Annotated in this window: 19 protein-coding genes; 8 read left to right on the plus strand and 11 right to left on the minus strand. The window is 46.8% G+C overall.

Annotated elements, in window-relative coordinates:
• Positions 1-116 precede the first annotated feature (116 nt).
• The 4 genes from epmA to LG368_RS12430 are packed head-to-tail and all read left to right on the plus strand — an operon-like array spanning position 117 to position 5,476.
• A complete protein-coding gene (gene epmA / locus LG368_RS12415) occupies positions 117-1,094 on the plus strand; it encodes an EF-P lysine aminoacylase EpmA (protein ID WP_226755047.1) in 978 nt (325 codons plus the stop codon).
• Positions 1,075-3,348, plus strand: coding sequence for an ATP-binding protein (locus LG368_RS12420; protein WP_226755048.1), 2,274 nt, complete (start codon positions 1,075-1,077; stop codon positions 3,346-3,348). Before epmA ends, LG368_RS12420 begins: the two co-directional genes overlap by 20 nt.
• Positions 3,348-4,706: a sigma-54-dependent transcriptional regulator gene (locus LG368_RS12425; RefSeq protein ID WP_226755049.1), complete on the plus strand. Its 1,359-nt coding sequence runs from the start codon at positions 3,348-3,350 to the stop codon at positions 4,704-4,706. The genes LG368_RS12420 and LG368_RS12425 overlap by 1 nt, the downstream gene beginning before the upstream one ends.
• A 41-nt stretch (positions 4,707-4,747) precedes the next feature.
• Positions 4,748-5,476 carry an SDR family oxidoreductase gene (locus LG368_RS12430; protein ID WP_226755050.1) on the plus strand — a complete coding sequence of 243 codons (729 nt, stop codon included), beginning with the start codon at positions 4,748-4,750 and terminating at the stop codon, positions 5,474-5,476.
• 60 nt (positions 5,477-5,536) lie between these two features.
• On the opposite strand, the gene LG368_RS12435 is transcribed toward LG368_RS12430, so the two are convergent.
• The 8 genes from LG368_RS12435 to LG368_RS12470 all read right to left on the minus strand — a co-directional run bounded on the left by LG368_RS12435 (position 5,537) and on the right by LG368_RS12470 (position 15,807).
• On the minus strand, positions 5,537-7,150 hold the full coding sequence (locus LG368_RS12435; RefSeq protein ID WP_226755051.1) for a TRAP transporter large permease: 1,614 nt from the start codon (positions 7,148-7,150) through the stop codon (positions 5,537-5,539).
• A 16-nt stretch (positions 7,151-7,166) separates the two neighbouring features.
• On the minus strand, positions 7,167-7,844 hold the full coding sequence (locus LG368_RS12440; RefSeq protein WP_226755052.1) for a TRAP transporter small permease: 678 nt from the start codon (positions 7,842-7,844) through the stop codon (positions 7,167-7,169).
• A gap of 69 nt (positions 7,845-7,913) precedes the next feature.
• The gene (locus LG368_RS12445) at positions 7,914-8,906 is read right to left on the minus strand and encodes a TRAP transporter substrate-binding protein (protein WP_226755053.1); all 993 of its coding nucleotides are present in this window, start codon (positions 8,904-8,906) and stop codon (positions 7,914-7,916) included.
• Between the two features lie 309 nt (positions 8,907-9,215).
• Positions 9,216-11,387, minus strand: coding sequence for a tRNA(Met) cytidine acetyltransferase TmcA domain-containing protein (locus LG368_RS12450; RefSeq protein WP_226755054.1), 2,172 nt, complete (start codon positions 11,385-11,387; stop codon positions 9,216-9,218).
• Positions 11,388-11,445: 58 nt separating this feature from the next.
• Entirely contained in the window at positions 11,446-12,933 is a 1,488-nt protein-coding gene (gene prpD, locus LG368_RS12455) for a 2-methylcitrate dehydratase (RefSeq protein ID WP_226755055.1), read from the minus strand.
• Between the two features lie 81 nt (positions 12,934-13,014).
• Positions 13,015-14,145 (minus strand): bifunctional 2-methylcitrate synthase/citrate synthase, encoded by a 1,131-nt coding sequence (gene prpC / locus LG368_RS12460; RefSeq protein ID WP_226755065.1) that lies wholly within the window; start codon positions 14,143-14,145, stop codon positions 13,015-13,017.
• A 60-nt stretch (positions 14,146-14,205) separates the two neighbouring features.
• On the minus strand, positions 14,206-15,084 hold the full coding sequence (prpB, locus tag LG368_RS12465; RefSeq protein WP_226755056.1) for a methylisocitrate lyase: 879 nt from the start codon (positions 15,082-15,084) through the stop codon (positions 14,206-14,208).
• A 21-nt stretch (positions 15,085-15,105) separates the two neighbouring features.
• Positions 15,106-15,807, minus strand: a complete 702-nt coding sequence (locus LG368_RS12470) for a GntR family transcriptional regulator (RefSeq protein WP_226755057.1) — start codon at positions 15,805-15,807, stop codon at positions 15,106-15,108.
• Between the two features lie 215 nt (positions 15,808-16,022).
• Between LG368_RS12470 and LG368_RS12475 the strand changes: the two genes are divergently transcribed.
• Together LG368_RS12475 and LG368_RS12480 are read left to right on the plus strand one after the other, a co-directional pair.
• A complete protein-coding gene (locus LG368_RS12475) occupies positions 16,023-16,283 on the plus strand; it encodes a DUF5062 family protein (RefSeq protein WP_226755058.1) in 261 nt (86 codons plus the stop codon).
• A 112-nt stretch (positions 16,284-16,395) separates the two neighbouring features.
• A complete protein-coding gene (locus tag LG368_RS12480; protein WP_226755059.1) occupies positions 16,396-17,061 on the plus strand; it encodes a DUF1826 domain-containing protein in 666 nt (221 codons plus the stop codon).
• Between the two features lie 7 nt (positions 17,062-17,068).
• Here the strand turns inward: LG368_RS12480 and LG368_RS12485 are convergent, their stop codons facing one another.
• From LG368_RS12485 to LG368_RS12495, 3 genes are all read right to left on the minus strand, one after another.
• Positions 17,069-17,794 (minus strand): SDR family NAD(P)-dependent oxidoreductase, encoded by a 726-nt coding sequence (locus LG368_RS12485; protein ID WP_226755060.1) that lies wholly within the window; start codon positions 17,792-17,794, stop codon positions 17,069-17,071.
• Between the two features lie 56 nt (positions 17,795-17,850).
• Complete coding sequence (locus LG368_RS12490) at positions 17,851-18,243, minus strand: thiol-disulfide oxidoreductase DCC family protein (RefSeq protein WP_226755061.1); 393 nt, start codon at positions 18,241-18,243, stop codon at positions 17,851-17,853.
• 124 nt (positions 18,244-18,367) lie between these two features.
• On the minus strand, positions 18,368-18,814 hold the full coding sequence (locus tag LG368_RS12495) for a DUF3429 domain-containing protein (protein ID WP_226755062.1): 447 nt from the start codon (positions 18,812-18,814) through the stop codon (positions 18,368-18,370).
• 294 nt (positions 18,815-19,108) lie between these two features.
• On the opposite strand from LG368_RS12495, the gene LG368_RS12500 reads away from it, so the two are divergent.
• Together LG368_RS12500 and LG368_RS12505 are read left to right on the plus strand one after the other, a co-directional pair.
• Positions 19,109-20,485 (plus strand): glycine--tRNA ligase, encoded by a 1,377-nt coding sequence (locus LG368_RS12500; RefSeq protein ID WP_226755063.1) that lies wholly within the window; start codon positions 19,109-19,111, stop codon positions 20,483-20,485.
• A 62-nt stretch (positions 20,486-20,547) separates the two neighbouring features.
• Positions 20,548-21,051, plus strand: a complete 504-nt coding sequence (locus LG368_RS12505; protein ID WP_226755064.1) for a GNAT family N-acetyltransferase — start codon at positions 20,548-20,550, stop codon at positions 21,049-21,051.
• The last annotated feature ends 115 nt before the right edge of the window (positions 21,052-21,166 follow it).

Raw genomic sequence — 21,166 nt, forward strand, 5'->3', positions numbered from 1 at the left:
ACTTTTCGTGCAGTAAGTAAGAATCACTGTCGGGTTATTAGAAAGCAGATCTTTGGATCTGCTTTTTTTATGTCGGTATTTGTTATGATGTTCTTTATTTTTTAAGAGTGTTTAACATGTATCAAGCCTCTTTGTGGCAACCCACTGTGACTCTTGCCACCTTGCAACAGCGTGCGCGTTTACTGAAAAAAATACGCGCTTTCTTTGATGCCCGTGACGTAATGGAGGTTGATACCCAATGTTTGTCATTGGCCAGCATCACCGATCCACACATTGAAGTCTTAACCAGCCAGACCCGTACTCAAGGTCAAGACGTGACCTACTATCTGCAAACGTCGCCGGAGTTTGCCATGAAACGCTTGTTATGTGCGGGGGCGGGCTCCATTTATCAACTAGGGAAAGTGTTTCGAGCAGAAGAGGTCGGGCGTCGCCATAGTATTGAATTTACTATGTTGGAATGGTATCGACTGCACTTTGACCATTGGCAACTTATGGATGAGATGCAGCAATTATTGGCGTCTTTAATCGACAATGACGCTTTGCAGTGCGAACGACTCAGTTATCAAGCCGCTTTTTTACGCCACACAGGGCTTGACCCTTTTCGTGCGACGCTACAGCAATTACAACAAAAAGCCCACGAACATACCGAATACGGCTTGCAAGAAGGCGATAGAGACACCTTGCTGGAGCTGTTATTTGCCAGTGTGGTAGAGCCTGCAATCGGTCAGCATGCGCCCTGTTTTATCCACAGTTATCCGGCCTCTCAAGCCGCCTTGGCGAAAACGTATGTAGATGAAACCGGTCACTTGGTTGCGGCACGCTTTGAGTTGTATTGGCAAGGCATGGAGTTAGCAAACGGTTACCATGAACTCACCGATGCCGATGAGCAAGCGCGTCGTTTCATCGCAGACAAACAGGCTCGTGCGGACATGGCGCTTGTTGATCGTCAATTTGATGAACGCCTGATTACGGCCTTGCAAAGTGGTTTGCCTGATTGTGCTGGGGTGGCGTTAGGGGTCGATCGATTATTGATGTTGCTTTGCCAAAAATCACACATCAAAGAGGTTTTGCCTTTTGCACACGACCACGCCTAGCCATACTGCGAGTCAGCTGATTAAGCACCGAGCTTGGTTGTACCTGTTGATGTTTGTGTTGACGGCACTGTTGACGTGGAAAGGGGGAGAAGCGCTGAAAAATCAGCAGGTCAAAACTCTCAGAATGAACACGTCGGAACAACTCGCCCAGCTTGCCAATGTATTGGAAAGCGCCATTGCGAAATACCAGCATATGCCGACCTTGCTGGCTTCTAATGACAGGGTCATCAAAGCGTTACGGAATGGGCTTCCCGAGGACATCGCACAGCTTAACCGCGAGCTGGAGCAAATCAATCGTATTACAGAAGCATCAGACAGTTATATTCTCAATACCGATGGCTTGACCATTGCCGCCTCGAATTACCGCCAAGGTGCCAGCTTTGTCGGCAATAACTTTGCTTTTCGGCCATATTTTAAAGTCGCTATGGCAGGGAAATCGGGACGGTATTATGCACTTGGCACCACTTCTAATCGCCGTGGGTATTACTTTTCTTATCCGGTGTACGCTGAGAGAAAGGTGATTGGGGTTGTGGTTGTCAAAGTGGATTTGACGCAATTTGAAAAGCGTTTTGCCAATCAAAGCTATGAGTTTTTGCTGTTAGACCCAGATGGTATTGTGTTCAGTAGCTCACAACAGCGTTGGTTGTATCGTGTCCTAGGAGAGCTGTCTTTTGCTGAGTTACAGCGCATTGCCGAGTCTCAGCGTTACTTTGGTCAATCCATTGAAAAATTAGCCATTGTGTATCAACAACCGTTCGACGATGAATCGCATATTATCGATATCTTGGAGAACACGTCGATCGCTGATAGTACGACATTAGAACGCTCAGCTTACTTGCGTATGAGTCGGCCTATTCGATTATTAAACTTTCAAATTTCTATCCTAGCACCGCTTAAAACCATCAATGAAGAGATTGCATTATGGCGGGCGATTTTTGCTGGGGGCGTAACCATTGCCGCTCTGTTATTTGGGTTGGCTGTGTTGCGTGGCCGCATGTTACGAGAGCGTTCCGACGCCAATGAAATGACACGCCATAATCAGGCTTACATTCGAGAGGTGATTCAAAATACTCAAGCGGGGTTGGTAACACTCGATGAGAAACATCAAATAGAGTCGTTTAACCCCGCGGTGGAAAAACTCATTGGTCAACCGTTAGCGCCTTTGGTCGGACAACCTCTTAGTGTGCTGTTTCAATCAGAAGAACAGGGTATGGCGGCGTTGTCCTTGCATCCAGATGTTTTTGATTCGACCACACCCCGCGGTTTGGGCATTAAGGTGCTGACTCAAGAGGGCCACTTATGTGACTCGGAGCAAAATACGGTACCGGTTGAAATGACGTTATGTGAAATGCAATTACCGAATCGTTTGAGCTATTTGGTCACGTTTCATGACATGACGGAGCGTAAGCGGTATGAGCAAGACATTACTCAGGCACGTATTGACCTTGAACAACGTGTTAAAGCGCGCACCGCTGAATTGGAAAGCGCTAACTTGCGCTTGCGTCAAGAAATTGAAGAACACAAAGGCACCCAGCGAGAGCTGATCCAAACGGCAAAATTGGCGGTGTTAGGGCAGTTAACAGCGGGGTTAAACCACGAATTGAATCAGCCATTGACCGCTATTCGTGCGTTTGCTGGTAATGGGTTAAAGTTTTTAGACCGAGGCCTGTACGAGCAGGCGCACGCGAATTTACAGCACATCAGCCAGCTCGGCCATCATATGGGTGACATCATCGCACGGTTTAAAGTGTTTGCTCGTAAGGGGGACGTACAACAGGGGCCTATTGCGGTACAGACGGCGATTATGGGGGCGTCTAAAATCATGAGCCCACGTTATAAAGAGGTGGGCATTGAGTTGGTCGTACAAGAAGATCAAGGCTTTATCGTCAATGGGGATATGGTGTTTCTAGAGCAGGTGTTGGTTAATCTTTTGGCCAACGCCGCTGATGCCATTTTGGAGGCCCCTAACCATTCTCGGTGTGTTGCTATTGAGCAACGCCTGTCTGACGATCATATTGTTATTTGCATTCAGGATTCGGGCAATGGCCTGAGTGAAGAGGCGATCAAACATTTATTTGAACCCTTTTTCACGTCCAAATCATCTGGCTTGGGGCTGGGGCTTGGGTTGTCGATTAGTCAGCGCATCATTGATGCGATGGGTGGGCAAATTCGAGCGTCGAATCGTTCATCAGGAGGCGCCGAATTTTGTGTTAGTCTACCGTGTTTCCATCACCAGCCAAAAGAGGGAGTCTGATGTCAGAGAACAAGCATGTTTTACTCATTGATGACGAACAAGCCGTACGTATGGCGATTTCTCAGACATTGCAGTTAGAGGAGTTTCATGTCACCGAATTTGCTTCGACACAGGGCGTCATGGAACGTTTATCCCTAGATTGGTCAGGGGTGATTGTCAGCGATATTAACTTGCCGGGCAAAAGTGGTCTTGAATTGTTTGAAGACGTCAAAAAAATTGATGCAGAGATCCCTTTTATCTTGATTACGGGGCATGGGGACATCAGCATGGCGGTGAACGCTATTCGTGATGGTGCCTATGATTTTATTGAAAAACCTTTCTCGAATGAAGACTTTCTTGAAGTAGTACGCCGAGCCTCAGAGAAGCGTCAACTGACCTTAGAAAACCGCCACTTGCGTCTTGAGTTAGCCGCACAAAATGCACCGGGTCCTCGCATCATTGGTAATACACCAGGGATCCATCGCCTACGTCAAGCACTGTTGCATGTTGCCGACACAGGGGCTGACATCCTGATTCAGGGCGAAACGGGCACCGGTAAAGAGTTGGTGGCACGCTATATTCATGAACACAGTTCGCGTCGCAGCCATACGTTTGTGGCCATTAACTGTGGTGCTGTGCCGGATTCTATTATGGAGTCGGAATTGTTTGGTCACGAAAAAGGGGCCTTTACGGATGCGAAAACCCAGCGCATCGGTAAGCTTGAACATGCCAATGGCGGTACACTGTTTCTGGACGAAATTGAAAGCATGCCTATGTCGATGCAGATTCGCCTGTTGCGTGTATTGGAAGAGCGTCGTTTGGAGCGTTTAGGCTCTAACACCGCGATCGATTTGGACCTACGTATCTTGGCGGCCACCAAGGTTGATTTGAAACAGTTAAGCGAAGGGGGAACCTTTCGGGAAGATCTCTACTATCGACTAAACGTGGTGCGTGTGGATATTCCGCCACTGCGTGAGCGAAAAGACGACATCTCTTTATTGTGGCAGCACTTTTGCCTCATTGCCATCGCGCAATACAAACGTGAATCTGAACCTCTGTCTGCCGCACGTATGCACAGTTTATTGAGCTATGATTGGCCAGGTAATGTGCGTGAGCTACGTAATCTTGCCGAGCGTTATGTTTTGATGGGAGAGGCTGGCTCTTTTGAATTTGATCAAATCATTATTAATGAAAACAACCCCGGTGTCATGACCTTGCCAGAGCAACTTGAACGCTTTGAAAAAACCTTGTTAGAACAAGAGTTGATGCGACAAAAAGGCTCGATCAAAGACACCATGGACGCATTGGGGCTACCGCGCAAAACACTGTACGACAAGATGCGCAAATATGGCTTAGACAAAGACCTTTATAAGCAATAATCTAGCCTCTTCTAATTATAAAACGAAATAAGAGGCGATGTATGCCAGCTCAGTTAAAAGGAAAAGTCGCCGTGGTGACCGGCGCGGCATCAGGCATTGGTTTGGCCAGTGCGCAGGCGATGATCGCTGAAGGGGCCAAAGTGGTGTTTGTTGACCGTGATGAAGAGGCACTACTCGCCTTGTGTGAGAAGCACGGTGATGCGGCGGTGCCAATGGTGGTTGACCTATTGGATGCGCAAGCATGTAAACAGCTGATTCCGCGTATTTTAGAGGCCGTTGGCGTTATTGATATTTTTCACGCTAATGCAGGCTTGTATGTGGGTGGCGATCTGGTCGATGCGGACCCAGATGCCATTGATCGCATGATGAATTTGAACGTCAATGTGGTGATGAAAAACGTGCGCGATGTGATTCCACATATGGCGGCTCGCAAAACGGGGGACATTGTGGTGACCAGCTCATTGGCAGCCCATTATCCCACTCCATGGGAGCCGGTCTACGCCTCATCAAAATGGGCCATCAATTGTTTTGTGCAGACCACCCGCCGCCAGGTGTTTAAAGATGGGTTGCGCATTGGGTCTGTGTCGCCAGGTCCTGTGGTAACCGGTTTACTGGCGGATTGGCCAGAAGATAAGCTAGCGCAAGCCAAAGCCAGTGGTAGCCTGATAGAGGCCAGCGAAATTGCCGAGATTCTGATTTTTATGCTGACCCGACCACGCGGTATGACTATTCGTGATGTGGTGGTTATGCCTACCAATTTTGATTTATAGGTCAAAAAAAGCGCCCTAAATGGGCGCCAAACGCTATGATCATTTGAGGGGTTGAAATCGTTATTGCACGATTTCTGGTCCCATGATGCTGTACGGTAATGCCGTAGACAACGCTGGGATGTAAGTCACTAATAACAAGAACACCATAAGTACGAGCACGAATGGCATTGCGGCTTTCACCACACGCGCCAAGCTCATGCCGGTGATGCCTGAGGTAACAAACAGGTTCAAACCGATCGGTGGTGTGATCATACCAATCTCCATGTTAACCACCATGATGATACCTAGGTGAATCGGGTCAACCCCCAGCTCCATGGCAATCGGGAAGACAACCGGTGCCACGATAACCAGTAGGCCTGATGGCTCCATAAATTGGCCACCGATCAACAACAAGATGTTTACTGCGACTAGGAAGGTAAACCAGTTAAAGCCGACGCCCAGCATCCATTCTGTGATCATTTGTGGAATACGTTCTGCAGACAAGGTGTGCGCGAATAGAAGCGCATTGGCAATAATGAACATCAGCATGATGGTCGTTTTGGTGCCTTCTAACATGACTTTGCGAGACTCTTCACCAAATAAAGAAGGGAAGAAGCCACGTAGCATCATCGATAAGTTACGGCCCCAAATTGGCATACCCGCGAAGATACAAGCGGCAATAGACTCTTCAAGTTTGCTGGCGCGTTTGTAAACATAAAAGATGGCCAATGCAACGGACATGATCGCGCCCCAGGTGGCACGGTCGCCGCCAGTGACGGTTTCGCTTTCTGCAAACACAAAGAAAGACATGATTTCCCAAACAAGGAAGAAAGACACACCGTAAACCGTGCCGTTAAAACCGACACGGGCATGTTGTGCATCGTCATCATTAGTCCATGTTTTGCCTTTTAATGGTCCCATATCACGGTAAACAAAGAGGGCGATAAACATCGAGTAAACCGCTGCGACAACCGCGGCTTCGGTTGGTGTGAACACACCACCGTAAATTCCTCCCATGATAATGACAACAAGGAACAAGCCCCAGCCAGCCTCTTTACCACCACGGACTAAGTGACCAAACCCTTTCCATTCTTCTGCAGGAAGTTTTTTGATGCGCGCGACCACATAAATGGCCAACATCAACATACCGCCTGCCATCAGACCAGGAATGACCCCGGCTAAGAACATACGTCCAACGGACACATCAACCGACGCGGCGTAAACCACCATTACGATAGAAGGCGGAATCAAGATACCCAATGTGCCTGCGTTGGCAATAATACCCGCCGCGAACTCTTTTGAGTAACCTACTTGGGTCATGCCCGCAATGGCGATCGTACCAATGGCGACAACGGTCGCTGGAGAAGAGCCAGACAAGGCGGCAAACATCATACACGCCAACACAGACGCCATCGCCAAGCCGCCACGGAAGTGACCGACACTGGCAATCGCAAAGTTAATCAAACGCTTTGCCACGCCGCCTGTCGACATATAAGACGAGGCGATGATAAAGAAGGGGATTGCCAGCAAGGTGTAATGTTGCCCTGCACCGAACAAGGAAATCGCCACAGACGACAAGGAGTCGTGGGAGAAAAAGGTAATAAACAAGATGGACGATAAGCCCAACGAAATACCCACTGGCAAGCCAACAAACAGCAGGACAAGTACCAATGAAAAGAGAATGATAGATTCCACAATAGTGCTCCTGCGGCTAGTCTTTTAAGACGTTTTTGTTTTCTTCGACAAGTTCTTGCGCTTCATGACCGCTGATCAACATGTCGCGTTTGCCACGGGCAATGTCGATAAAGGCTTGCAAAGAACGGTAAGCAAGCAACGCCAAACTGATCGGCAGAATCACAAGTACAATCCAGCGGTGTACACGTGGACGCAAACCAAACATTTCTTGGACAAATTCTGGGTAACGCAATTCGTTCGAGCCTATGCCAATTTTGTACATTTTCAACCAGTACTCGATCGCACCGCCTCTTACATCAACGCCCAGCATGGCCACCCAAGTGGAATCCAGCAAGATTAAGCCGTAAAGCATGGCCGCGGCGGCACCGAATAACGACAAGCCTTTCGCAATGCGTTTTGGAACAGCATTTAAGACAATGTCGACACCCAGGTGTAACCCTGTTTTGATGCCGTAGCTCATGCCCAATAAAATAAGCCAAGAGAACGCCACTGTGTTGAACTCCAGTGCAGCGTCCCACCCAGTATTAAACCCGTAACGTGCGATTACTTGCCCAAAAGAGACCGCCATGATGGACGAGATCACGATCATTAGAAGGTTTTCTTCTGCCCTCTCCATGACCTTTGGGAAGCGCTTTTCCAGCACCCACAGGATGACAATAAAAATCAATAAATAAAGATGTGGCCAAAGTGCCATGGGGGTCTCCTAATCAGACAACAAAAAGCTGACCCGTTTGGGTCAGCTTACTGCAAGGTAAAATTTGAATTACGCGCCAGCGGCAGCGTTGATCAAATCTTTACCAATGTATTTCTCAAATTGCGTCCAAACAGGTTTCATTGTATCGACCCATTCTTGGCGTTGCTCTGGTGTCAAGGTATTGATCTTGCCACCGGCTTTTAGGATGTTGGCACGGTTTGCTGCTTCAGCGGCTTTAACGCTCAAGTTGGCTTCTTGTGTCACATCATCGGCAATTTGTAAAAATTGAGCGCGGTCTTCATCGGATAGGCTCGCTAGGAAGTCAGAAGACGTCATGAACAAGTAAGCCAACAACTGGTGGTTGGTTTCTGTGATGCTGTCTTGTACTTCGTAGAATTTTTTCGTGTAAGTGTTAGACCAAGTGTTTTCTTGACCATCGACAACGCCGGTTTGCAACGCGCCGTACACTTCAGAGAAGGCCATGGCTTGTGGTGAAGCGTCCATCGCCGAAATCATTTGCTTGGCGACATCAGAGGTTTGTACGCGGAATTTCATGCCTTCCGCATCGCTTGGTAGTAGAAGAGGCTTGTTGGCAGAGAAGTACTTCATACCAGACATCCAGTAACCCAGACCAACGAAACCAGCGTAGTCGTCCATTTCTAGCAGTAAGTCTTTACCTTCAGGTGTATTGGTAAAGCGAATCGCGTGATCCATGTCTTTAAAAACGAAAGGTAGATCAAAAACACCGAATTTTTCAGTGTAAGAACCAAACTTAGAAAGAGACGGTGCAAGCAGTTGAACATCACCCAGTAATAGGGCTTCCAGCTCTTTAGAATCACCAAACAGTGTAGAGTTAGGGAACACCTCGATACACATTTTGCCATTCATTTCTTTGTTAACACGGTCAGCAAAATTATTTGCTGCAACCACTTTAGGGTGGGTAGTTCCGCCGGTTACATGGCTGAATTTAACAACGCGTTCGCCTGAATCACAGTTTGCAACCGCGGTGCCAGCAGAAAGGGCAAGGGCGAGAGAGGTTAAAGCAAGGCTGATTTTTTTCATTTTTATAAGACTCCAAAAACTGAATTATTATTGTTTACCTGATTTTTAGCCGGGTCGCTGTTTTTGGTGCAACCGTTTGACAGAGCAAAACAGGTGATGCTAACCATAGTTATTACACAATCTATGCCAACTCTTTATTTAATCTGTAAGTGTCTGATCTATATATAAATTATTGATATTTATAAGAAGTGATAAAGAATATAGAGGTTTTAATGACATGTAATAGGGGGGATTACACACATAAAGAGATTCAATATGGGGGGAATCCCACCCATATTGTTAATGGTATGTATCTTGTGTGTCTGAGCGCTATTTTGACTCTAAAAGCGTCGACAGTTGCGTCTTGAACATCGCCATCATGGCTTTTTTGCCAGAGAGGTGAGCGGCTTGGCGTGAGGCCTCCGTATCTCGCCCAAGAGCGGCTTCCAATAATACGCTGAGTTCTGGGTGAAAAGAGCGATCGTTTTTTTGTCCAATAATCGTTAATACCGCTTTTAAAAAAGAGGGGCGAATGCTGTCAAAAGGGCGATGATGTTCAACAAAAAGTAAGATATTGCGTCTATCGTGCGGGCTAAGAAGGGTATCTTGATCGTCTGCTGATCCTTGTAACAGCAAGATAATCAGTTCGGTAGGAAGATCAGCGTATTGCAGTAATATATTGATTGAAAACGTCGCTACGAAGTGTTTATGCCATTGATTTGCACGTTGTTTGGCGTCGTCATTGAGAGGCTTGACCATCATTAACGAATAACTGCCGCTGGCTTGATCTTTTGATGTGCCAAGGCGAACCGCTCGATAGCCGTTCTTCAACCAGAACATTACGACATCTGTGGTGGCGGCAAAGCTGGTGCATAAAAAGTCGACCTTGGGCAGCGCGACCTCTTCAATGGCGGTCAGCAAGTCGCTGGCCACCCCCTGTCTTTGTTGATCTGGGTTGGTGGCAATGCGACTAATACGCCAATAACGGTAGTGTCCCGCTTCTTCTATGCCTTCGTGAGCCAGCAAAGATTGAGGCAATAAATGACCTCTAGGCCGACGTGTCCCTTGCAATACGGCTTGGCTTAACGCCTCAGGCAAGTCGCCTTCTTCCGTGACTATGGCAACGCTGTTGAGTGGGTGGTCGTGTGCGGTTGGGTGTTGTGGGTCAGTGAGACAGGCCTGATCGGTATTAATAGATAAATACGTGGTAACAGAAGGGTCATCCATTACCCAACGAACGTTATCGGGTGACGTTTGATAGTGTGCACTTACTAACAAATGGAATGCTTGGGCCAAAAGCTGAGGGTAGGCGAGCCAGTCCGCCCCAGTCAAAGCAAGGCAGGGTTTTTTCTGGGGTGCCGTGCTCTGCTCGTGAGATTGAGATTGAGACAGTCTTGGTGTTTGATCAGAAGGGGTTAAAAAGAAGGTAGCATTGACCCAATTTTCCAGTGGGTCATTTCCCCCCCATCGAACCGGTGTCACTAAAGTGAGTCGTTGTAAAGGCTCGATAATAGGGGATGACGACGTGTGCTGAGGGATTTTTTGGTGCGCCAAGAAGCGACAAAAACGCAAACCAAACCCCTTACCTGCCCCTTCGTAACCATAATCCGTGGTACTGAACACGTTGTGTATGGCGATTTTGCTGAGCGCCTTTAGCATGGGCAAAGGCAGCATCGAGGCTTCATCAACAAACAGGTAATCCCACATCGGTGTGTCTGAAGACGTTAATATTAAGGCGTCGGGGGCGATAAAAGGCAAATCAAACGTCTGTTCACTGTTGGTCAGTGATGCAACAAAGCGTTGCTTTAATGTCTTGATAGCCTCTTGATTGGGAGCGGTGACCGCTACTTTTTTTCCGTTTTGTAGCAATTTGGCTAGGGTGTCTCCTAGCAGGGTGGATTTTCCTCGTCCACGTGGCGCAATCAATACGTACGCTTTTGCTTGAGCAGCGAGTAAACAGTGTTGTACCTGACGTTGCTCTTGAGTTAGGGCGGGGTAGTCTGCGATGGGGGCTAAGGCCGGTAAAGGGGGGAGAGCACCCAGTGAGGTACGAAGAAAAGGTGAGTCATCTTGGTACAAACGCTCCAATAGGTAACGTTTAAAATATGAGGTCACTTGCTCGGGTTGATACGGCCAAGGCAGATAGCGGGTAAGATCTTGGTCGGTCATAGAGCACCAGCCGTCTTCTGGTAAAGCTATGGCAAAAAGACCATGACCGCGTACGGTGCCCGCTAAAATAGTGAGGGCGCTGGCTGACACACCGTGCTGTAAATCCAGCAATACCGCCTCATGGCTACGACCTAAATGTTGCCGAGCCTGCTTAAAAGTACAAAGTGACAGTGTGTTGCCTTGCAATAAATCGGCGTGCTTTTCCTGATAAAGAGACACATCGTGCGTGACAATAAGCGGGGTAGACAAATGCTGACTCAAATGCAAAAAATCCGACAGAGTGTCTTCGCTGGAGCCGGTGAACAAATAACAGTGGCGATGGTTGTCAGACATAGGGTACAAAATCTCCTTGTGGTCGCACCATGATACTGCGACCACAAGGCAGAGCCAATTAACCTATCACGAGTAAATCCATAAATCGGTTTACAGGGTGGTTTTCCAATGCTGTTTGATCTTTGCAAAGGGTGAAAATCGTGTCGCATTGACGAGGTGGGAATCGCGTCGCTAGGTTATGTTTAAATTTTTGTTCCAATAAAGGAATGCCTTCTTTCCGGCGACGTCTATGACCAATAGGGTATTCCACAACCACTTCCTCTGTACTGCTGCCATCGTTAAAAAAGATTTGGATGGCATTGGCAATGGAACGCTTGTCAGCGTCTAAGTAGTCTGCACTGAACCTTTTGTCTTCTACGATTTCCATCTTGTCTCGTAAGGTATCAATCATCGGGCTCGCTGCGTGGAAACTGTCTTCGTAATGTTCGGCAATTAAATGACCAAATAGTAGCGGGACAGCCGTCATGTATTGCAGACAATGATCTCGGTCGGCTGCATTCGCAAGAGGGCCTGACTTAGAAATAATGCGAATAGCGGACTCATGGGTACGAATGACGATCTTGTCTATTTCCGACAAACGGTCTTTTACTTCTGGGTGTAAAGTAACGGCGGCTTCGGCGGCGGTTTGTGCGTGGAATTCCGCTGGGAAAGAAATTTTAAACAGCACATTCTCCATCACATAGGTGCCGTATTCTTGAGGAAAAGTAAATTGACGTTGTGCTTCCGGTTTGATGGCTTGATCTTTATTAGTTTTTGCAAAAGACACATCATAAAAACCCCATTGTGGCGCGGTAAGCACACTGGGAATGCCCATTTCTCCCCGCATGGACATATCGGCTAGGCGGACTGCTCGCGATGTGGCGTCGCCTGCCGCCCAAGATTTTCGTGAGCCGGCATTCGGGGCGTGTCGGTAGGTGCGCAGTGCCGAGCCATCGACCCAAGCTTGTGAAATCGCCGCCATAATCTGCTCGCGATCACCGCCCATCATCTTGGTGACCACCGCGACAGAAGCAACACGCACTAATAGCACATGGCATAAACCGACACGATTAAACGAATTGTCCAGCGCGATAACGCCTTGAATTTCGTGAGCCATGATCATGGCTTCTAATACCTCACGCATGGTCAGTGGGTCTTCACCACGAGCTAAACGCACCTGAGATAGGTGATCGGCAACCGCTAAGATGCCGCCAAGATTATCTGAAGGGTGTCCCCATTCTGCGGCCAGCCAAGTGTCATTGTAGTCTAACCAGCGGATAATACAGCCAATGTCCCAAGCGGCTTTAACGGGGTCAAGAGAAAGTGAGGTGCCGGGTACGCGTGCTCCATTAGGTACCAGAGTTCCAGGTACAATAGGGCCTAAATGCTTGGTACATTCAGGAAAGCGTAACGCCAATAAACCACAGCCTAAGGTGTCCATAAGGCAGTTACGTGCTGTGTCTAGGGCTTCTTGACTGTCGACTTTATAATGGATGACGTAGTCGGCGATGTCTTGAATAACCTGATCATAATCAGGGCGATTGTTGGTGTCTACGTTGTTACTCATTGTCTTCCCTTATTCAATAATGTGTTTTGTCATGTGTAATGTATTGAAGGCGACGGCATGAGCGTTGCCTTCGACTTTGCCTTATGAGCGCTGATCGATATCGATCCAGCCGGTGTGGTCGGGTCCAATATAATCGGCGCTCGGACGAATAATGCGGTTATTGGCCCTTTGTTCCATCACGTGTGCCGCCCAACCTGTAACACGCGCACAAACAAAAATCGGTGTAAACAGCTTGGTGGGAATGCCCATAAAGCGATAAGCGCTGGCATGGAAAAAGTCTGCGTTACAAAAGAGTTTTTTCTCCCGCCACATCACGTCTTCGCAACGCTCAGAGACGGCGTATAAATAGGTGTCTCCAACCTCGTCACTGAGCTTTTTTGCCCACTGCTTGATCACGTCATTACGTGGGTCACGTTCACGGTAAATGGCATGACCAAATCCCATAATGGTTTCTTTGTTGAGCAGTTTTGTCATCAGTCCAGCTTCGGCCTGATCGGCGGTTTGCCAGGGTTCTATCATGTCCATCGCTGCTTCGTTTGCGCCGCCGTGCAAATGCCCCCGTAAACTGCCAATGCCACCAGTAATGCAAGAGTGCATGTCGGATAAGGTTGAGGCGCAAACGCGGGCGGTAAAAGTGGACGCATTGAATTCATGTTCGGCATACAAGATAAGGGAGGCATTCATGACCTGTACTTCTAGGTCACTCGGTGCCGTGTCTTTTAACATGGTTAAAAAATGCCCTGCAAGAGAGGCAACGCCAGTGTTTGTGGTGTCGACACGCACGCCATCATGACTAAAGCGATACCAATACAAAACCATAGCAGGCAGGGTTGCGACCAGTCTGTCGGCCACATCCTGTTGATCATTCAGCGGGCTCTCTGGCTCAAGGTTGCCTAACACCGAACAGCCTGTGCGCATGACATCCATGGGGTGAGCATCTTTTGGGATCAGTTCAAGCGCTTGTTTTAATGTCTCGGGTAGTGGACGCAAACTCAGCAGTTTGGCTTCGTATTGAGTGAGCTGTTGGCGAGTGGGTAAATCACCATACAGCAGTAAATAGGCAACCTCTTCAAAACTGGCTTTATCGGCCAATACGTCGATGTCATAACCACGATAAGTCAGTCCTGCCGCGGCTTTTCCGACCGAGCAGAGTGCTGTTTGTCCCGCGCTTTGTCCACGCAGTCCTGCGCCTGAAAGTACTTTAGTCATAATGTTCTCCATTTTTATTTTTAGCGAGAATCTAAATGAAAGTCAGTGATCTTGTGTTGCGTATTAAGTATGTGAAAACAGTGCGTCTAATTTGTCCTCGTATTCATGGTAGTTTAAAAATTCGTACAACTCGTTGCGGGTTTGCATGCTGTCAATTACATTGCGCTGGTGGCCATCCTGTAAAAGCTGTTGATAGACCGTTTGAGCCGCTTTGTTCATGGCACGAAAAGCGCTGAGTGGGTACAGAACAAGGCCGACGCCAGCACGGGCAAGCTCGTCTTTACTGAATAAGGGTGTTGCGCCAAATTCTGTGATGTTGGCCAATACAGGGACTTTGACGGCATCGACAAACTCTTGGTATTGATCCAAGGTGATCATGGCTTCGGGGAAAATCATATCGGCACCGGCCTCAACACAAGCAATGGCACGTTCAATGGCCGATTCCATGCCTTCTACTGCCAAAGCATCGGTGCGTGCCATGATGACGAAGTGTTCATCTGTTCTGGCGTCCACACAAGCTTTGATCCGGTCAACCATTTCGGGTTGGCTGACAATGGCTTTATTAGGACGGTGACCACAGCGTTTCTGTTGGATTTGGTCTTCAATATGAATGGCAGCGGCACCAGCCTTTTCCATTTGCTGAACCGTGCGAGCAATATTAAATGCGCCGCCGAATCCCGTATCTATGTCGACAAGTAAGGGCAAATTGGACGCTGAGGTAATGCGTCGTACGTCTTCTAATGCATCGTGTAAGTCGGTCATACCAAGGTCTGGTAAGCCATAAGAAGCGTTGGCGACGCCTCCACCTGATAAGTAAATCGCTTGATGGCCAGTTTGCTCCGCCATCATGGCGCAATAAGCATTAATGGTGCCGACCACTTGCAAAGGTGCATGGTCGGTAACTGCTTGTCTAAAACGAGCGCCTGCAGAAAATGCTGTCATGGTATACCTCTTATTGTTGTTTTAATGGGACGCGAGGCCAGTCTTTTCCATTGCTTGTTTCAGCAATTGACTGGCGCGGCTAATGTGACGACGCATGAGCAGTTCAGCAAGATCGCCCTCGTGATTGGCAATGGCGTCTAAAATCGCGCGATGTTCTCGTAATGCTTGGCGTGGATCACTACGCTGATCAGAGGTGTGACGTCGATACATGCGAATAATGGCGTAAAGCTCTTCAGTTAATAGGCGAATGAGTTTGGTATTTTGGCTGGCGTGAATGATACGAAGGTGAAAATCATCGTTGCCACCCTGTTGCATATATTGCTCGTCTTGATTGTTATCAAGGTGAGATTGATGCTGATCAAGTAACGCATACAAGCGGGTTACTTCATTTTGAGTCATCGTCTCTGCAGCCAAACGCGCAGCCATGCCTTCCAAGGCTTCACGCATGGTAAAGGTATCGAGCATGTCTTTTAGGTTCAGTTCGATGACCCGGGCACCGACATTGGCGGTACGGGTAACCAAACCGAGCCCTTCCAGTTTGACGATGGCTTCACGCAATGGACCACGTGAAACACCGTATTGTTTGGCCAATTCTGCTTCTGAAATCTTACTGCCTTGGGCAAGGTGTCCCTGCACAATGGCGTTGCTAAGCTGTTGAGCAAGGTCTTCAGACAGGGTTGCGGACTTGATTAATGCTAAATTATCTGTTGCTAAACGGGTCATAGCGAAACTCATAAATTGTTAACAATGTAGTCTTTATAAATAAGAATATTCGGTTTATCAAGTAATATTGTCGACAATTTTAAGATTTTTGATCAAATAAACAGCAAAAAAACAGAAGAAGCTGGGCAAAAAAGACGATAAAAAGCCATAGAAAAACCGCTGTAGCGTTGTAAAAGCTGATAAAGTCAAAGTAGAACAAGAGGATGAGAGAAAGCATGAAAAAAATTAAAAATGAAATCGCGTTGAGTAAAAAAGCCATTCAAGTAGGGGAAAATTACGCGTTAAAACGCGGTTACGATGGCTTTTCTGCCACCATGTCAGCGAATGAAAAAACAGAAGCCATTTATCGTTTGCTGGTGTTAGATAAGTTGATTGTGGCCTTGCCTGCCGATAAAGAAGATTTGCCAAGTATGAAGCATAAGTTGGCTTTATGGATTCAAAAGCTGTTACCAAAGGATGACCCTTTATTGCAGTAATACACTTTCTTTAGGTAAGGGTTTTATTGCGCTAATTTCTTTATTTATGTTTTGTTATAACATATCATTTTGATCTGTAATAACGGCGGCAACATACATAAGGTGATAAGCAATGCAGGCAAGCGCGCAAAATATAGAAAACTCTGATCAAGTTGTTGGCTTGTTGAGTGTGGCGAAGTCGTCACATCAAGAAGTATTAGCTGATATCTATCAGCCCAATATTGGCATGACAGTATGGCAGAGGTCGTTGGCAGAATGTGCTGACTACGCGCAGTCTTTATTGCGGTTGTCGCCTAATTTTGCCTACAGCTCTCAAGGCAATGCGGACAAAATCACCGCTTTACTGCGACGTTTATTGCCTGAACACCAGGGTAAAGACCTATTTTTGGAGGACATTCATTTGCTGGTGGAGATGTTTGCTTGCTTGTTTGACTTAAAGGAAGTTGGTCTGCGACTGACTGCTCTGTCATCGGCTATGTGTCCTCGCTTTCATGTGGATAAAATTCCATGTCGCATGGTATCCACGTATGCTGGAACAGGCAGTGAGTGGTTACACGAAGCTCATGTGATTAGGTCGCAGCTTGGTCGAGGGGGTAACGTAAATGATCACAACAGTGGTTTGCTCCATGGCGGAGTGATTAACCGTTTGGCGATAGGGGATGTGGCTATTATGAAAGGCGATGAATGGCCGATGTCATTAGGTCGTGGTATGGTCCACCGTTCGCCTGCTGCAAACACAGAAGACAAACGGTTGTTTTTAAGCATTGATATGACTTAGTGGCGAGTCACCAAGTTATGATTTGGTTGTTCCAGTCTAAATAGGCCGCTTTGTTGTCCATGTCGACGGTATTCATAATGGACAACAATTGCGTGGCGACAAACTCAGGTGTGAATAACTTACCTTCTGGTACAGAGCGCTGAAAAGGCTTAGACAAAGGGGTATCGGTCGTTCCCGGGTGAAAAGCGATTAACTTTACATTCTTAGCGCGGCGAGCGTATTCGATCGAACACGTTTGAATCAGCATATTCAACGCGGCTTTAGAAGCACGGTAACTGTACCAACCGCCCGTTCTATTGTCTGAAATGCTGCCGATGCGTGCGCTAAAGACAGAGACCTGAGCAGGGATTCCACCTTTAATCAAAGGCAGAATATGACTCAGCCAGAGCATCGGAATAACGGTATTAACTTGAAAGGTGTGCTCAAGCTGTGCCGCATTAACATCTTCCAGTTTACGCTCTGGCATCATGCTGTTTTCATGTAATATACCGTTGCAAATCAAAACTTTACCTATTTTTCCAGCAAAGGGCATTAACCCGTTGCAGACTTGCTGAATTGCGGTTTCGCTGTAATCACATTCAAACCAATGGGTGTCTGTGGCAAATCCTTCAGACGGGGATGTGCGACTCACAGCAAATACCCCGAGGCAGTCTTCGTCTTGTTCAAACTGTTTAATGGCGGCGTGGCAGATCTTACTACTGGCGCCAATGACTAAAGCGTAAAAAGGTGTCATCTTGATATTCCTATCGATAAGTGAAAACAACTCGATGAGTAGAAACCGTGGATGAATTAAAGATCACAACGGTCTTTTTTACAGGGCTCACAACGGGGTTTACCGCTAACAAACGATGAAATTTGATGTCGATAACGAGCAAAGAATAAATAGCTCTTGTCGGCAAAGAAACGAATAACAGGCCAACGCAATACCTGCATCCACTTGTGTTTTCCTACCAACTTCCATGCCAAGCAGGTTACGTCCAAACCTTTGATGATACGGCCATCATCAAGTTGCCCGTGAAGTACTCGATCGGCTTCAATTGGGTCGATATGAGGAAAAGCTTCGCTGAAATTCTCTGCGTGAATGTCTTCTAGGTGCAATTTTTTTTGCGTATCAAGCGACCGCAAAGTGTTCATCTCAGCCGCGCAAAGTGGGCAATGACCGTCGTAAAAAATGGTTAACATGATGGCAGACTCGTATTGATAAAAGCGATACTGTTTGTTGTATATAAATATTACGAAGCAAGTATCGCCTTAGATCATTATAGTGCTGGCAACCAGTCGCGCTGGCAACCAGTAGTGCTGACAATCAGTAGTGTGGGTAAAGCATGATTAGGTGTAACACACAGACAATAATGGTGATGACAAAGCGCATGTTTAAATAAGGCGCGTTAGGAGAACGGATCAGTTTCAGCGATCGGGCTTCGACCCAAAAAACACTCATAAAACCGAGTAACAAAATGGCAATAGAGAGGCTAGGGATGCCAATCAATAGAGCGACCCAAGCCGCCAGCGCCAGTAGGTTACTGGAAATAAGCAGAAAGCGACCTAATGAATTGATTTCCTTGTGGATCAGTTGCCCCCACAATGCACCGCCTAGAAAACTCAAAATAATGGCACTGTAGGTGCTAAATAATGTGTAGCCAGAAAGCCCTAAAAAGGGTTGACCTATCCAACTGAAATACGTTGCAGCGGCAAACGGAATAATGCCCAATACGCCGAGTAAAGTGGTTAAGGAAGTGTTCGGTGTTCGCATGACAGCAATCCTGATCTTAGAAAACGAAATGTGCAATAAAAAAGTTCCCCCTATTTTAATAGTAACGCCCTAGATAAAACCAGTGATATCAGACATTCACTCGTTAGTAAGCTATTTTGTTTTCTTTTGCGTAGGGTGTTTTTCTGCATCCCTCTTTTATTGAAAGATGACTGAACGATAATCGCCATTGAGGGAAGTACGACCACAGAGTACAATGCCTGACTATTATTTATGCGTGATGCCTCCTAGTGATCATGCTTTCCCCAACGAATATTATTTAAGGTGTGTTTCGAAATGCCAGCTAAAACAATGGATGAACTCGTTTCCCTGTGTAAACGTCGCGGATTTATTTTCCAAGGCAGTGAAATCTACGGTGGTATGCAAGGCGCTTACGATTATGGTCCGTTAGGTATTGAGTTAAAAAACAACCTAAAAGCGGCTTGGTGGCGCTCCATGGTATACGAGCGTGACGACGTGGAAGGCTTGGATGCTGCGATCATTCAAAACAAACACGTTTACAAATACTCGGGTCACGAAGATACCTTTACAGACCCAATGGTGGATTGCCACGAGTGCAAATCTCGTATGCGTGCTGATCACATGAAAGACATCAAGGTATGTGATAACTGTGGATCAAGCAATGTCACAGAACCTCGCGACTTTAACCTCATGTTTAAAACCAACGTTGGCCCCATGGTTAACGAAGAGTCCTACACTTACCTTCGTCCAGAAACGGCTCAAGGTATTTTTACTAACTTCAAAAATGTCGTCGATTCTACTTCTCGTACTTTGCCATTTGGTATTGCGCAGATTGGTAAGTCCTTCCGCAACGAGATTACACCGCGTAACTTTATTTTCCGTGTTCGTGAGTTTGAACAGATGGAGTTAGAGTTTTTCTGTAAGCCTGGCGAAGATGAAAAATGGCATGAATTCTGGGTAAATGCGCGTAAGCAGTGGTGGTTGGATCAAGGCTTAACAGAAGAAAACATCGAGTTTGAATACGTTACTGGTGATGACCTAGCGCATTATTCTAAATCGACTGTGGATATCTTATACCGTTTTCCACATGGTTTTGAAGAGTTGGAAGGCGTGGCGAATCGTACTGACTACGATCTTGGTTCTCATACCAAAGCACAAGAAGAGTTCGGTCTGTCTGCGAAAGTGAAGAAAAACGAGCATTCAACTGCAAAACTTGCCATTCGTGATCTTGAAGCGAATAAGTGGGAAGTCCCTTTCTGTATCGAGCCATCTGCTGGTTTGGACCGCGGTTTATTGGCGGTGATCACGGAAGCGTACACCGAAGAAGAATTGCCAAATGGTACAACCCGTACAGTGCTTAAATTCAAGCCACATCTAGCGCCGATTAAAGTCGCGATTATGCCGCTGAAAAAGAACAAGCCAGAAATTGTTGCTTTGGCAAAAGAGCTTAAAAACAAGCTTCAGAAATTGGGCTTGGGTCGTATTCTTTATGAAAACACGGGTAATGTCGGTAAAGGCTATCGTCGTCACGATGAAGTGGGTACACCGATTTGTGTGACCGTAGATTTTGATTCTATCGAACAAGAAGGTGCACCCGTGACGGTTCGTGACCGTGACACAATGGAGCAAATTACCGTTCCTGCCGCTGAACTACCGGCTTACGTAGTAAATTACTTTATTAACCAAGACTAGTCTTTCGTTATTAGTAACAGAAAAGCCACTACGGTGAAAATCGTAGTGGCTTTTTTTGTTTGGTGCTATTTTATCATCTAGCCCATGCAAACAGTGCTGCTTACCGTATTAGAGAGAACCGCCTTATATCCAAAGAACCGTGTTTTGAAAAAGTTACCTTACAGGGTAATTTTGTTCGTTTAGAGCCGTTGTCGGAATGTCATTGGCAAGGGTTGTGTCATGCTGCGACAGACGGACGTCTTTGGGAGTTGTTTTTTACCTTTGTGCCGCATCCTAACAATATGGACGTTTTCTTTAAAAAGGCAGACGATCAATATGACATCGGTGCGGGGTTAACCTTTGCTATTATTGATGTGACGACAAATAGCGTAATTGGCTCAACGCGATTTATGAACGCCAACCTTATCAATAAAACCGTTGAAATAGGGTCGACTTTTTTGGCGCAATCATTCCAACGAACGCAAGCCAATACCGAGGCTAAATTGCTGATGTTGACCTACGCTTTTGATTCGTTGGCCTTGAACCGAGTGGAATTCTTAACGGATTATTTAAATAGTCGTCCCTGAATAATGGCGTTTCAGACAAGAAACGCCATGGTATTTTTAGGCTTTTCCATTAAAAACGTTATTTTTAGCCATATGCGCTGTAAAAAAGACCCAAAATATTGGGCACAATAAAGCC

Origin of the sequence: Marinomonas algarum (genome assembly GCF_020532605.1) — a bacterium.
In the GTDB taxonomy this organism is placed as follows: Bacteria; Pseudomonadota; Gammaproteobacteria; order Pseudomonadales; family Marinomonadaceae; genus Marinomonas; species Marinomonas algarum.